Origin of the sequence: Pseudomonas sp. MPC6, assembly GCF_006094435.1 — a bacterium.
Classification (GTDB): domain Bacteria; phylum Pseudomonadota; class Gammaproteobacteria; order Pseudomonadales; family Pseudomonadaceae; genus Aquipseudomonas.
In genome coordinates this window covers 17,453-32,222 of record NZ_CP034782.1, presented here as the reverse complement: position 1 = coordinate 32,222, position 14,770 = coordinate 17,453, and the positions used below count along the sequence as shown (strand labels likewise).

Annotated in this window: 11 protein-coding genes and 2 pseudogenes; 4 read left to right on the top strand and 9 right to left on the bottom strand. The window is 54.6% G+C overall.

Annotated elements, in window-relative coordinates; genetic code table 11:
• Position 1 precedes the first annotated feature (1 nt).
• Positions 2–1,372, top strand: a complete 1,371-nt coding sequence (locus ELQ88_RS00450; protein ID WP_138962865.1) for a hypothetical protein — start codon at positions 2–4, stop codon at positions 1,370–1,372.
• 18 nt (positions 1,373–1,390) lie between these two features.
• Positions 1,391–1,618, top strand: a complete 228-nt coding sequence (locus ELQ88_RS34255; RefSeq protein WP_172689279.1) for a hypothetical protein — start codon at positions 1,391–1,393, stop codon at positions 1,616–1,618.
• On the opposite strand, the pseudogene ELQ88_RS00445 reads toward ELQ88_RS34255, so the two are convergent.
• Positions 1,604–2,128, bottom strand: a pseudogene (locus ELQ88_RS00445) (reverse transcriptase domain-containing protein); the annotation flags it as partial. The gene ELQ88_RS34255 and the pseudogene ELQ88_RS00445 overlap by 15 nt on opposite strands.
• A gap of 172 nt (positions 2,129–2,300) precedes the next feature.
• Here ELQ88_RS00445 and istA point away from each other — a divergent pair.
• Together istA and istB are read left to right on the top strand one after the other, a co-directional pair.
• A complete protein-coding gene (gene istA, locus ELQ88_RS00440) occupies positions 2,301–3,815 on the top strand; it encodes an IS21 family transposase (RefSeq protein ID WP_138962863.1) in 1,515 nt (504 codons plus the stop codon).
• A gap of 20 nt (positions 3,816–3,835) precedes the next feature.
• The gene (gene istB / locus ELQ88_RS00435; RefSeq protein ID WP_138962861.1) at positions 3,836–4,591 is read left to right on the top strand and encodes an IS21-like element ISPre4 family helper ATPase IstB; all 756 of its coding nucleotides are present in this window, start codon (positions 3,836–3,838) and stop codon (positions 4,589–4,591) included.
• Positions 4,592–5,287: 696 nt separating this feature from the next.
• On the opposite strand, the gene ELQ88_RS00415 is transcribed toward istB, so the two are convergent.
• The 8 genes and pseudogenes from ELQ88_RS00415 to ELQ88_RS00380 form a co-directional block, all read right to left on the bottom strand.
• Positions 5,288–5,968, bottom strand: coding sequence for a hypothetical protein (locus tag ELQ88_RS00415; protein WP_138962859.1), 681 nt, complete (start codon positions 5,966–5,968; stop codon positions 5,288–5,290).
• Positions 5,969–6,020: 52 nt separating this feature from the next.
• Positions 6,021–6,203: pseudogene (locus tag ELQ88_RS34440) on the bottom strand (hypothetical protein); the annotation flags it as partial.
• Positions 6,204–6,230: 27 nt separating this feature from the next.
• On the bottom strand, positions 6,231–7,034 hold the full coding sequence (locus tag ELQ88_RS00405) for a hypothetical protein (protein ID WP_138962857.1): 804 nt from the start codon (positions 7,032–7,034) through the stop codon (positions 6,231–6,233).
• Positions 7,035–7,072: 38 nt separating this feature from the next.
• Complete coding sequence (locus ELQ88_RS00400) at positions 7,073–7,570, bottom strand: hypothetical protein (protein WP_138962855.1); 498 nt, start codon at positions 7,568–7,570, stop codon at positions 7,073–7,075.
• Positions 7,571–7,690: 120 nt separating this feature from the next.
• The gene (locus ELQ88_RS00395; RefSeq protein WP_138962853.1) at positions 7,691–9,877 is read right to left on the bottom strand and encodes a DotA/TraY family protein; all 2,187 of its coding nucleotides are present in this window, start codon (positions 9,875–9,877) and stop codon (positions 7,691–7,693) included.
• A complete protein-coding gene (locus ELQ88_RS00390) occupies positions 9,874–10,467 on the bottom strand; it encodes a hypothetical protein (RefSeq protein WP_138962851.1) in 594 nt (197 codons plus the stop codon). The genes ELQ88_RS00395 and ELQ88_RS00390 overlap by 4 nt, the downstream gene beginning before the upstream one ends.
• Positions 10,467–11,711 (bottom strand): conjugal transfer protein TraW, encoded by a 1,245-nt coding sequence (gene traW / locus ELQ88_RS00385; RefSeq protein ID WP_138962849.1) that lies wholly within the window; start codon positions 11,709–11,711, stop codon positions 10,467–10,469. The genes ELQ88_RS00390 and traW overlap by 1 nt, the downstream gene beginning before the upstream one ends.
• A complete protein-coding gene (locus ELQ88_RS00380; protein WP_138962847.1) occupies positions 11,711–14,767 on the bottom strand; it encodes a conjugal transfer protein TraU in 3,057 nt (1,018 codons plus the stop codon). The genes traW and ELQ88_RS00380 overlap by 1 nt, the downstream gene beginning before the upstream one ends.
• Positions 14,768–14,770 lie beyond the last annotated feature (3 nt).

The following is a 14,770-nucleotide window of genomic DNA, read 5'->3' as shown; positions in this document are numbered from 1 at the left end:
GATGACAGCGATCAAGCTGGGCAATGACTTTTGGAAACTGACCAAGGACCAGGTCGAGCTGCCTATTTACTGGCGTCCTGATGCAGTGTCGAATCACCACGTCGGCGTTGCGGGAACCTCCGGCGCCGGCAAGACGCACTGGATCAGAGAGTTCGTCACCAACATGGACGAACAGGTAGAGATCGATATTTTCGACTATCACGGAGACATCGAGATACCTGGTGCAGAAACCGTCCTTTTCAGCGAAGCGACACGCTACGGGTTCAACCCGCTGGTGTTGAACACCGACCCCCATTACGGTGGGGTGCGGAGGGCTGTGAATGATGTGATTGAAGCCATGAACAGCACATCCAGAAAGCTCGGCGGGAACCAAGAAGGTGTTCTGCGCCACCTTCTAACGGATGCCTACGCAGCCCGCGGAATATATGTTGATAAGCCTCACACATGGCAGCGCCGTGAGGCGACGGATGACGAAATCAAAGACATCATCCAGCACAAGCGCTGGGCCGAGCTGAAAGGCGTTTACCCTACCCTTTCCGACGTCGTGAGGCTGGCCAAACGGAAGTTGCGCGCCCTTTGGATGGGAATTGATGACCAGGATGACGGTAAACAAGCTCTGAGCTGCTTCGAAGACTACTGCAGAACAATGGCTGCGATGAACAAGCGACGTTCAGATCTGGCCAAGTCACAGGGGCGAAACGACGACTCCGATATCGAAGCTCTGGAAAAACGACTTGATACAGCGAAGACGAAGGCCGCTGAAGCTCACCAAACGTTCTTGAACAACCTGCAGACCGGGCGAGAGTTTGATGATGCGATGAAGTACCACAGCAAGGATGTAATGCTGAGCGTCATTACTCGACTGGAGAACCTGATCGCAACCGGAATTTTCAATCCAAATCCCCCACCGTTCGGCAACGCTCGGATTCGCCGGCACAACATCAAACCCCTCGCCCAGTCCGAGGATGAATTGAAAATGTTCGTCAGGTTCCGGATGCGTGCAATCATCCGGGAGATGATGCAGCGTGGGGAATCCCATGGAAAACTTCGCCGCTTGATCGTCCTGGATGAGTCAAAAAAATTCAATGACGAAGACGCCTCGAATCCGATCAACGTTGTCGTTACGGAGATGCGTAAATTCGGCCTTGCAATACTTCTGGCCGGTCAGTCCCCTGCGCACTTCAGCTCCGACTTCATCAAGAATGCCGGCACGCTTTTGCTGCTCAACCTTGCTACTGCCGACTGGGATGAGGCTGCTCGCAAGCTGAAGATCGATATCAAAGATTTGAAGTACCTTCGTCCTCAAACAAGCGGTGCGGTACGCATGCTTGAAAAAGGTCAGATCGCCAATTTCCGCCAAATTCACTTCTAAACGAGGCATGGAGTCGCTATGAACCCAGTGTTGTTGAACCTTATTCGCAGTATCCGCCGACTCAGCATGGTTGTGGCCTACGTTGTCATATTCGGGCTCATTTTCTACGGAATGGCATTGCAATTCAGCGGCCGAGAGCTCGAGCGCGGCCTGATGGAGTCGGCCCTGAATTGCGCATTTGTAGCGTTGGGAATCAAACTGCTGATCGACATCTTTTTTGGTGACAAGTTGAAGGTAAAAGCTTAATGCACGTATGTACGTAACCGCCCGATCCGCAATCCGCTTGCGTAAACGATCAATCAAAATATCGTGGTCGACCCGGTCGAAGAACTTTTCCAGATCAACATCCACCACCACTCTGCGCCCTGAGGACACATGGCGCTGGGCCGCCAAAACGGCGTCCTGCGCGCAGCGTCCCGGGCGAAAGCCGTAGCTGTGCTCACTGAAAGTCGGGTCGAGTAATGGCTGCAAGACTTGCAGCAACGCTTGTTGGATCAAACGGTCGATGACCGTCGGGATACCCAATTCGCGCTCGCCGCCGTCGGGTTTGGGAATGACCACTCGGCGTACCGGACTGGGCCGGTAGATACCTGATAGAAGCTGTTCACGAATCGCCGCCCACTGAGTCAGCAAGTGTTCGGCCGTCTGTTCAATATCCAGACCGTCGACTCCGGCTGCACCTTTGTTGGCCTTGACCCGTTTCCACGCCCGTTTCAGGTTTTCTCTTGCGGATTCCATGACCATCCGGACACCCATTCCACCAACATCCGGACACTGATTCCACGCTGATCCGGACACTCATTCCACGAGCATTCGGACACCGATTCCACGGCTATCCGGACACTTTAAGGCAGGCAGCGACGCAGGGTTTTTCACTACCATCGACCTCTTTTCTCGAAGCAAAGAGGTCGTCGTGGAGCGTATATCCATGCGTAAAATCCGAGAGGTACTACGCCTAAAGTTCGACGCCGGCCTGTCCGTGCGCAAGATCGCCAGAAGCTTATCCATTGGCCATTCGAGTGCAGGAGACTACCTTTGCCGGTTCGCTGCCAGTGGGCTTCAGTGGCCCATCGATATCTCTGATGCGGAGCTGAACCGACGCTTGTTTCCACCGGCAGTGCCGGTGCCGAGCGATCAACGCCCGATGCCTGACTGGGCATGGGTACATGCCGAGTTGCGCCGCCCCGGCGTGACTCTGGCCCTGCTCTGGCAGGAATATCGCCTCAGCCAACCCCAGGGTTTTCAATACAGCTGGTACTGCGAGCACTACCGCCTTTGGGCTGCCAAGATCGACGTGGTCATGCGTCAGGAGCATCGCGCGGGTGAAAAGCTGTTCGTCGATTACGCCGGCCAAACCGTGCCGATCATTGACCGGCGCACCGGCGAAATCCGCCAGGCGCAGGTCTTCGTCGCGGTGCTCGGGGCCTCCAGTTACACCTTTGCCGAAGCCACCTGGTCGCAGAAACTCCCCGACTGGCTGGGCTCTCATGCGCGGTGCTTCGCTTTTCTCGGCGGGACATCGCAGATCCTGGTGCCGGACAATTTACGCAGCGGCGTCACCAAAGCGCATCGCTACGAGCCGGACATCAACCCCAGCTACCGTGACCTTGCCGAGCACTACGGCGTTGCCGTGTTACCTGCCCGATCCCGCAAACCCAAGGACAAAGCCAAGGTCGAAGTGGGTGTGCAGGTCGTCGAGCGCTGGATCTTGGCGGCACTGCGCAACCGCCAGTTTTTCTCCTTGGGCGAACTCAACACGGCCATCGGCGTGTTGCTTGAACGCCTGAACCAACGGCCCTTCAAAAAGCTTCCCGGCTCGCGCCGCTCAGCCTTCGAGGCCATCGACCAACCTGCACTGCAACCGCTCCCAGAGCACCCGTACGTCTACGCCGAATGGAAAAAGGTACGTGTCCACATCGATTACCATGTCGAGGCCGATGGCCACTTCTACTCGGTGCCGTACCAACTGGTGAAGCGCCAGCTCGAAGTGCGCCTGACCGCGCAGACCGTCGAGTGCTTCCACGCCAACCAACGCGTGGCCAGCCACCGGCGCTCGCCACACAAAGGCCGTCACACCACCCAGATCGAGCACATGCCCAAGAGTCACCGCGAACACGCCGAGTGGACGCCGCAACGACTGATCCGCTGGGCAGAGCAGACCGGGCCGAACACTGCCGGCGTCATCGCCTACATCCTCGAACGCCGAATCCATCCGCAGCACGGCTTCCGCGCCTGTCTAGGCATCCTGCGGTTGGGTAAACATCACGGCGAAGCGCGGCTGGAGGCCGCTTGCCAGCGTGCGCTGGCACTGGGCGCATGCAGTTACAAGAGCCTCGAATCGATCCTGCGCCAAGGCCTGGAAAAGCTACCGCTGGCCCAACAAAACCTGCCGCTGTTGCCCGATGAACACATCAACCTGCGTGGCCCTGGCTATTACCACTGACCTGAAAAAGGAGCATCAAAATGCTACCCAACCCGACTCTGGACAAGCTGCAAACCCTGCGCCTGCACGGCATGATCAAAGCGCTAGGCGAGCAACACGCGACGCCCGACATCAACGACCTCAGCTTCGATGAGCGCTTGGGCCTGATGGTCGACCGCGAGCTGACAGAGCGTGAAAACGCGCGCTTGACCACCCGCCTCAAAACAGCCCGACTGCGCCACAACGCCTGCCTGGAAGACATCGATTACCGCAGCCCGCGTGGCCTGGATAAGTCGCTGATCCTGCAACTGGGCAGCGGCCAATGGCTGCGCGATGGCCTGAACCTGATCATCGGCGGCCCGACTGGCGTAGGCAAAACGTGGCTCGCCTGCGCGCTGGCCCACAAGGCCTGCCGGGACGGCTACAGCGTGCGCTACCTGCGCCTGCCGCGTCTGATGGAAGAACTGGGCCTGGCGCACGGTGATGGTCGCTTCGCCAAGCTGATGGCGGGCTATGCCAAGACTGACCTATTGATTTTGGACGACTGGGGTCTTGCGACGTTTACTGCACCGCAACGGCGCGACATGTTGGAACTGCTGGACGACCGCTACGGGAACCGCTCAACACTGGTGACCAGTCAAATGCCGGTGGACAAATGGCATGCACTGATCGGCGATCCAACCTTGGGCGATGCGATCCTCGACCGGTTGGTGCACAACGCTTATCGGATCGAACTGAAGGGCGAATCGCTGCGCAGGCGCACAACGAAATTGACTGTAACTGGGGCTTCAGACTAACAATGCAAACCTGCGTCGCTGCGCTCCGACTGCCTGTCCGAATGAGCGTGGAACGAGTGTCCGGATGTTGGTGGACTGAGTGTCCGGATGGCGTGGAATCCGCATTTTCTCTCGCAAAGGCCCGTTCCAGCAGCCCTTGCCCTGCGTTATAGGGTTCATTTTGCGGGCGATTGACCTCGTCGCTGACAGGACTTCTCACGGCTTCACCGCTCGTTATCTCCATCCGCACCGCGTTTGGCAGGCATCTGACTTCCGGTTTCTCGCATCAACATGGCCTATGACGCTTTCTCTCGTTCGGCCCTTCGTCAAAAAAAAAAGACTACTACGGCCTCTGCTGACTTCTCGCTCCGGCTGGCGCCGTCGCCCTTTCAGGCACGAGGCGAGATCTCCCCAGGTAAGAACGCAATCCTTCCCCGCACAACCGCCGGATTTACGCTGCCTGACCCTTGACCACAAGAGCTTCGCGATTTATGGCCCGCTCGCCCTGGTCGGCATCGCCTTATATCCGGTTCTTGTTCATCGGCTCACGGTTTCGATTCACGCTTCCTCCCCACACTCGGTCACCCTCATGCAGTTGCGCTTCACTTCGTTCACTGTGGCCAGCTTACGGCGGGACTTTCACCCGCAAGATTGCGCCCATGCTGGGCGCACCATACAAAAAAACCGCCTCTTGGCGGTTTTTATTTTGGAAGATCGTTAGGCCGGTCGTGGAGCCTTAGGTACTGCAGGTGGTGCTTCTTTGACGTGGATTCCGTGTTCAGCCTGACGTTCGCGGATCAGCTGCGAGTGGCGTTTAACCCCTACCGTTTCATCGATGCTTGCGCCTGCCTCTGCGAATGAATTGAACTGTCCGTGCGCCTTGCGCTCACCGTCTACAGGGTTACCGGGAATACCAGTGCTGTATGGGATGTGAGTAGAGGTTTTGACCTGGAACACGTCGAATCTATCACCTGGCCCCTCAGTGTTGTGCATAACATCGAGGCGGTGCCCGTGCACCAATCGTCCCATTTCACCACGCTCATTGAGCTGCGCGGCTTCAGAAGTATGGTTGTATTCACGGGATGCGAAAATCCGTGAACCGCTTATTACTCGCTCGCGAAGACGTTCATCGCCTTCTGCAGGGGCTGCCGGCAACGATTCAACCTGGAATGCACGATTATGCCCAGGATCCCGGAAAGGGGCTGGAGCATCAGGTCCTTGGTGTTGTGCCAGCTGGGCAACGAGCTTTCTGGTTTGAACCAGGCTCTCTACATCCTTTGGCTGGGCATCGATGAGGCCGACCAGCTCCTTGTATTCACTTCCCGTCAGCCTATGGCGATTTTGGTCTGCGATGTTCTTCAGGACCGCCTGCCAGTCTTGGACGTTCAATGCACTCATCGGTGCCTCCTTTCAGATTGCTCAATCGTTCTGGGGGGGGGACGCCGTCACGATTCGGGTTTGATCTACAGCCTTTGCGGGCACGAATTTCCTGATCGCTTGGCCTTTGGGTGTTGTCGAACCTGAACGAACCGTCGTCGTATTGCTCCAGGTAGCCCCAACTGCAGTCGTTTTCACTTTGCCCAGGCTTCGGTGGTAACTCCCACCAGGGCTCGCGGTTCACTAATTGCTTCATAAGCACCTCCGGTGGGTTCGGTGGCCATCACAAATTGACGGTCGTTAGTACTTTGGAAGACTGACGATCGCGCAGCTCGATGACACCGTGCACAACCTCACCAGCAGCTGTCATGCCGGACGATTTTGGAATGTACAGGTACAGCGTACCCCGCAAATCGAGTGTGCCCTGCGCCCTCGCCTGCTCGATCTCCCGGGCTTGATTTTGATCTGCGATTTTTATGCTGCAGGGGAACTGGGAAGGCTGGATCTGCAGGTTCATTCCTACGTTATTCCGCACCGGGTTAGCCCAGCAGTACTGGCCGTAGCTGGTGATCGGAAATGTAGAACTGGCGAAGTCGTAGGAACCCACCATGACGTTTTGCATTCCCATACCCTCAGATACCGATGAACCTTTAATCGGGAGAGAGTAATAATCGTTTTTGGCGTAGCCGTTCAGCTGTGCCTGTATCGCCGGCCATTTGGCCTTTTCGATATCCTGTCTTTTGAAGGCGTCCGAGGTGGCTTGATATTCCGGGGATAACCAGCTCAGTTTCTGCTCGGATGTCGTGCTGCTCGCAGACTTGGCCAGCACCAGGTACGTAAGCGCCTGACCACCTGGAAGCGTATTGAGGTCGACGTACTCGTTCAAAGACACTGAGGTGTCAGCTGAGCTAGGAGCCTGCACTGCACGTGGGCGGTTAGACTGCGGCGTACTGCTGACTTTAGGGCTGTTGAGCAATGAAGACGGCCCCGAGGAATCAGCAGGCGCTGCGTGGTCTGTGTTTGGTTTGTCGCATCCGACCATGAGACAGCAAGCTGCGAGAGACAGCGCAGTCAGTTTAAACGTCATGGAAAGCTCCATTCCTTTGAGTAGATCGGTCGTACGGTTCACCCGAACAACGTATGCATATCGGACTTCCAAGCCCCTGGACGATTGATTCTCACACCAATCTCCCTCAGATCTGGAAGGCGGGTAACAAGTTTGAGCAGCGGATGAGGGCTTTTGTCGGGGCTAAGCTCCCAGCTATCGATCTGGTCGAAATCCACCATCACCCCACCGGTGGTGATATCGAAGTACAAGGCCTTCTTTGCCACCGGGTCGAAACCTACATACCGGTTGTAGGCCACGGAAAAAGCTTCGTAGCGAGGTTTGAAACCTTCACGTTTGTAACGCTCTACACGTCGCTCCAAGCGGCGCCGCAACATGCCTGGTGCTGCAGCAAACAAAAAGTACCCGAGCGCAACGTAGAGCAATCCAGCAACAATCAACATCCCTGCAACGTCGGGGTCGCGGCGGTAGTCGAAGCAGGCGATCAAGGCGACTGGAACGACCGGTACCAGTCCCATCAGGTAAAACGGTCGAAGAACCCACCATGCAATATTCATAATGATCTCCATTTTTTCGTATCAGATATACGATACGGAATCTATAATTTATCCTACCACGACCTCTTGACAGGTCAAAGCCCTATTGATAACGGGGCCAAGAGGCCCCGTTAGTCATTCCTAAGATCTTATACCGTTACCACCTGTTGTCCCTTTTCTATGATCTCCAGCAGGCCCAGGGCGCGGCGCGAGATGTTCCAACTTGCTGCCGAACACGTTCATGGCATTTTTCATCTTCTCGTTATCATCACGGCCCATGGTTGCCGATGCGTGGCCACCTACCCAGTTGATGACCTGGTCCGGGACAATCATGATCAGGTTGAAGCAGCTATGCACCAGGTTCAAGCACATTGAGCAGTAGATAGTCAGGAAGAAAATGATCGAGAACAGCCCCGTGGTCGAGTCGAACTGCGCATTTGCCAGCGCCACACCGAACAACTGATTTAGCAGCGTGCCGCCGGCGATCAGAGCTGCCCCACCGAGAAAGAAGCCCAGAACCATCAGGATCGGCCGCACCATCACATTGAGCAGAAAGATGTAACCGTGGGTTGTCTTTTGCCCCATACCATCACCCTCACCGGTCAGGTGAGTGATAGCCCAAAGAGGTGCCGCGATAACAGCCTCGCCAACCACAACCAGCCAATTAACTGCAGCGCCAAACCAGATGATGAAGGGCACCATCGGCAGGTAGGTAGAGAGAGTCCCGCCCAGAATAAACAATGCGATGATGAGCATAATGATGAATGGGCCAACAGCACCAAGCACCCCTGAAAGCGCATCACCAACAGAGCTTACTGCGTTCGCAACCTTCGAGAAGGCACCGGCGATACTCCAGCCATCCTTGACCTTTTCAAGCGTTTTAGCAGCTACGTATCCACCCAAGGCCGTCTCGGCCGCCACCATAGTGTAATCGCCGAGATTTTTCATTTTGATTAGCGGATTCACTTGGCCCATGCCTTCACCGCCGGCATTGACGTCGACCAGGTAATTGACAATCCGTTGACCAGGTGCGGAAAAGATACTGCCAATGATGCTCCCCGCATCGGCACCACCAGCCCCTTTGGAATAGTCACCGCTGGATTGAGTGCCCAAGGTACTGGTGAAGGTTGAGGTCTCCTGCTGAGCCTTGTACGCCGTCATTGCAGAGGCGTAGACGTTTACGATGGCTGGATCCCCACCAGAGGACATGCCGAACACTGACGCTTTTGCAGCCATAGCATCGGAGAGCTTAGTGTTTGCTTGTGCGAACGTTTGGTACCAGGCCCCCAGCGTCCACCATCCCGCCTCTTTGATGCTTGAATTCATCTTGCTGGCCAGCTCACCAATATTGCCCTGTTTGGTAGCTGCCACGCTGTTGACAGAGTTCTCGTATGCCTGTGATGCAGACTGAACGGCCATCTCAATGTCAGGTAGGGAAGCAGTGGTCCCTGATTGACGTTGTATCACAGCATTTACGAAATTTTGAGCGGTAGTGCTTAGGGTTGCCTGCATGGCCTGAAGGGCAGCAAGGTGGGCCTGGCGAATATCTGATACATCAATGGTGCCGCCGAACCAGTCAGTGGAAACCGACTGAGGTTCCAGATCGCCTTGGATATCAGCACCACCACAGACGAAGCTGGAGTTTTTGAGGATAAAGCCGCTTTGAGTCGCGGATTGCTGCACGTATCCGTTTTGGGTCACCAAGGCTCCGCTCGCTTGAGCTTGAGCAATGCCGGCATTGATACCGTGAAGGCAAAGATTTGCCTCGAAAACGCTGTGCGCAAGACCAACTGTCGAAGGCATGACGGGTTGAACGACCATCGATGTTCCGTCGGTGAATGCACTCATCGCGCTATCGACGCCGAGGTTTGCAATACCGATCCCCATGACGGAGGCACCCCAGAGCATAAGCAGCTGGGATAACGACCAACCGCTGGCAGTTGGTACCAATGAGACCAACCCCCAAACAAGGCGTACAGGCCCCCAGATGGTCGTTTGCTGTTTGTCGAATACTGAACCGTCATGAGCCGTACGGGTCAGCTTGCGGAAGACGATATAGCAAGCCCAGATCGCCCCAACCACCAACAGTGCGCCATTGAAGACCTGGAAAATGCTTGCAAGGATGGTATCGCCGCTGGTGTCACCTCCGGCTAATGGGTTATTGACGACATTCCCATAGATAGCCACCAGCGCTTCGCGGGACTTATCCCCTGTCCTTTTCGCCGCGGCTGATATCTCGCTGATGGTTGTTCCATCTGCTGCCCAAGTTGGCAGAGACACTAACCACGCAACCAGGAACCAAAAGCTCTTACTCGCAATTGCTTTCATAGCCGTGCTCCTTTGGATTTGCCATATTGAGGGCTCAGCGTTTTCAGCAACCAGTTTGGATTTTCTTTCAGGAAATCATTCAACCCCCCCTTTTCACTCACGGAAAGACGACGGGTTTCTAATTGCCACAAGCGAAACTGAGCGCTCAATGCGAGCGCGAACAAAAGAGGAGTCGCTGCCGCAATCGACAAGAAACTTTGGATAATTATTTTCGTGGAACCATCGATGCTCCCGGTCACGATTCCGATCAATCCCAGCAACCAAAAGATCGACCCTGCAAGCAGCGCAGTACGCTTCCTACGCAAGAAATAGAGGTGCAGCTGCTCTACAGACATCGCACCTGGCTTGCGGTTGGACATCGCTTCCTCGAACGTCAGCGGTTTACTTTCAGCAGACTCTTCATCATCGCCGCGCAACAACGCCTGTTTAGCTTCAGCAGACATTTCTTTGATGGTTGCCCAATTTTTTTTTGTCTTGGCAGCTTCCTGTTTTGCAAGCCGAACGGTTTGCCTCATGGACCAGAACGGGAGGAGGATGCGCAGCGCTACAGAAGCAGCTTGCCTTGACTTGGATGACTGTTGTTCCGTCATCAGTTGCTGCCTCCCATATGGCCAGATACAGCCCGGTATTTTTGGCTAAGGATCGGCTCAAATTCCGAGCGTGCACCGCTAGCGAGGTTTAATCCGTTAATCACGTTCCCACGCTGGACGTCGTTACGCAGCTCAAGCAGCAACCAATTTGTCTGAGACTGCACACGGATCTGTTCGCGAAGCAGGTTGTCACCTTCCATGTTCTGCAAATCTGCTTGGTATTCGGTATTGGCATACCGACGTCCGACTTCAAACGATTCAAATTCCCGGGCCGACATCGTGCCGGTTGCTTTAGCCTGAGTAGACGCGGTTTTGATGTAGTACGCTTGGGCCGAGGAGGACTTGAGCGTGTCGACAAGCAGATCTTTGGTCGCAGGGTTTGGTTGGCTATCAGCGACCAGCTGGTCCTGCGGATCAGTAGCAGCCGAGAGGATCGAGTTGTACTGATTCATGAGTCCAATGTACTGCGAGCCAGCTTCGCTTTCAGCTTCGCCTTTGCGAAGCTGGCTGCCGATCGATCGTCGAGCAGAGTTCTGGGTATACATCTGCGCAGCGTCAGTCTGCTCTTGAGAGAAAGTGAGATCAGCAGTCTTGCCATTAGGACCGGCGCCGATCATCACGGAGTCGAGGCGTTTGTCGGCACCTGGCATTGTGGTCGACACGCTCGGGCACGCAGTGGCCCCACCATATGCAGCGTAGTCATCCGTGTCGCAGTAGTCAGCGTGGATGCTCGCTGAACGCATGGAATCGATCTCGCTCGGCGGTGCCGGCGACGTCAATGCTTGTGCAATTTTGCGATTCTCAGTTTTGCCACCACCACCAGACCGCATAGTTGTTTTGATAGCAGCTACACTTGCTTTGACATCGATAGCACCACCGGAGGCGGATTCGCTGCAAATTGCATTGGAGACGTAGTAACGCTGACGTGCATCCTCATAGCGACGGTTCTTTTCTTGAGTCGCTGCAAACTCCCTATCAACCCTGGCTGCAGTTTCGACGGTATTAGCGACTTTGCTGCTGCCCTGAGTCACAGCGGTACCGACTTGGTACAGCATTGTGTTTACAGACGTTGCCATGGCTCCGACAGCAGCCGTGGTTGCGTTAACGGCCAATGTGATGCTGAGGTTTGCGGTTTCCACCGCGCCAACCACACACCCGTCGCAAATAGCGTAGGCAGGCTTGGAGGCGAACATTCCTACCGTCAGCATTGCAAGTGCAAGAGGGGAAAACTTGAGTACGTTCATTAGATATGCGCTCCTGCTTTGCGGCTTGCTCGGTACTCGGCTGTCATCTCATCTGCGAGGTTCATGACTACCGATTTCGCTTGTTCTGCGCCGGCTTGCAGCTCCAGCTGCTCAATGTAGGTTTTCGCGGTACCGAGGGGGAACCTGGCGGCAAGTACCTTGCGTGCCGCCATCGAGCCAAGTCGGCTGTACAACGCGGTTCGTAACGAAACGTCCTGCTGGGTTGTAGAAAAAGCCCATAGCTCCAGAGCACCGGTGGTGTTCGTTAGGATCTGCGTGATGGTGCCCTGGTTGGTTTTGAAAATGGCGAGCATGTTTGCGCCCTCTTCGGTCGGCCCGACACATTTTCGATGAAGCTCGCTGATGGTCTGGTCGGAGACCTGGAAGGATTCACGAAGTACTTTTTCATCACTCCGGTTCCCACCGCGGAGCACGTACACCGACGTCGATGCATCCAAAAGGGGTTGTGGGAAGTCACCCATAAATTGGGAAATTGCAATGATGCGGATACCCCATTTACGACCTTCGCGACCATCTTTAATGACGGTTTGAACTGGAGCTTCAAGTCCAGAAGTGTTATGCCACTCGTCATAAGCGATAATCTTTTGTTGTGAGGCCACATCGTCTGCACGCTTGATGTGATATTCCGCATATAACTCTGGAACGACCTTCACCAGCTCCTCCTTTCGGAGAAAGTAGTTTTTTGCGGCCAGCTGTCTTGCAAAGAGATACATGCAGGACGTTTTAATGGCTCCCTCAGCAGTTTTAGAGCCGATGACGTCGTTAAGGTCGATTGAGATAACACGGGTTGTTGCATCCAGGTCGAACCTGGTTCGCCCCGAGAACAGCGCAAAACTCGTAGTAGCAACCACAAAACAACGTGACATGTAGTTGAGCAGAGGCTCATGACTTTTCGTTTGGATGGTCCCAAACATTTGTCGAATGCTCTCGTTGTTCATCATCGAGTTGAAGTCAGCCAGCACCGGCGACGCTTGCCGCTGAGCAATGGTCGCTTCCTGAACATAGCCCGCAGCGAACAACATGTCTGTCACTTCGTACCAAGTCGCAGTGGACCACCATTTCTCGTCATGTTCCGCCAGAATCCCGGTCTCCAAAAGGATCTTGTCTACGAGCGGAACGACCTCGGGTTCGTATTGATTGGCCCCGTTCTCAGCTCTGTCGTCGTAAACCAGGGTAAGGAGGCGCTCATTGACACGCGAAACCTCGGCAGGTGCGCGGCCGATATCGGTATCGGTGCAAAGCAGGTTAAGGAAATCAACGAGAAACTCCCGCTCGCGTGTTGTTGGTTCGCGCGCGCCGAGCTGGGTATCGAAGGGGTTAACCGCGTACTCAACACTGTTTTGCAGCTTGAGGTATACAGCTTCGTTTTTCCGATGATCAGGTAGCGAGTCTCTAATGACTTGGATAAGTCCGGAAGAGGACGGACCAACGTCGACGATAGTCATCAGAGGAAGTTGGATCGCTCCCGGCCGATGGATCGCAGCGTTGTTCATGGTGTTAACCGTTACGGACTTACCGGAACCAGGTATACCTGAGAACAGCTCGATCCAGGTATCTTGGATGCTGCTGCCTAAACCTACAGGATAGATCTTGCCTTCAGGGGTTCTGAGGATCCATGAACCGGTTTCTGCCCAAGGTGTCGCAGGACGTTGCAGGGGGAGCATAGCCAAAGCATCTTGCAGTGGGGGCAGCAAACGATTCGCCGTATTCTTGGTGGTGAATGCCGGAATTGTTGATGCAAGTCCGGCCATCGGGTCGCCGTGGTTCTGGCTAACCTGACATGTACCCCAAGACTGGAGAGACTTTTCCATGGAGGACATACGCTGCTTAACAGTGTCTTTGTCCTCAGCCCATGTGGAAGCGGCCACTTTCATTGAAAGAATTGCCTCTTCCTTTTGTAGTTTCTCAAGGTCAGCAAAGGATTCACGTATCGAGCGGTTGCTTGGCAATAACCCTACGAAGCCTGCAACCATCCGGCGCATCCGTACTTCATTGAGCCCACTGGGATTCAGGTCAAATCGAATGCGCCATGGCACCACCCGATCTACTGCGCTAAAAAGTTCTTTAAATGGCAGAGGATCCTGTGGACCAAGTTCCATACCGAAGGACCCATGCCAGAGTCTATCGGTACGAATAAAGTTGCCATCCGGCTCAACATTGTTGCTGCAAATCTGGTAGCTCAAGCGCGGAGGCACCAGATCTGAATAGTCGTCAGAACGCTCTGGTCCGCTCGGGATATGCCGATCACCAGGTAGGGATGGGCGGAATTTCTGAGAAGTACCTTCACGGTTAATCATAATTCTGACTCGCTTAACAGCCTCATGCGCAGTAAGGGGCTTCATCATGATCCCTTTTTGCCCATCGACTCCGCAGTTTGCAAAATCATCCTGCAAGCGCTTGACCATTGTGTCGTGACGATATTTCAAAGCTGAAAGGGCAAACGCAGGATTTTGCCCAAATTGCGTCCGAGGAACATCATGCTTAGCTAGGTTTTTAGTAAGCGCGTTCATCTCGCGGTTTTGTTCCTCTGAACTCATAGCGCTTAAGTGGGTATACACAACGAGAATATTCTGTTCCCAAGAGCACAATGGATAGTTTCGCATGACGCGATCTAAAATAATGTCCTCGGTATCAAGTCCAATCCGACGTGCAGTATTAAGCAATGGCTCCGCGAGTCGCATCAACTCATCTTTGGCGCGCTCAGGATCGCGTTCAAATGAAAAGGTCAGCGAATGCCCGTAACGTTTCATGTAACCGGTCATGCGGACGCGCAACGAGTCAATCATTGCGGAAAATTCATCCTCTGAGAGCATCTGAAAAGTGCCCTGGAGGTCAAAAACGGTCAGCAGTGAGTATCCATTGTTGACCAACGTGTACGGGTCCTTCAGATCTGGAGAACGCCGAATGTCTTCATCGGTCACACCTACTGCGGTCATTAGTTCGCAGTAGCTTGTCATGTCTTTGTTAATGATATGGCGTGCAAGGTACTCAATTGCACCTTCAACAGCATCTACGCATTTCTCCAGAACTCCCATACC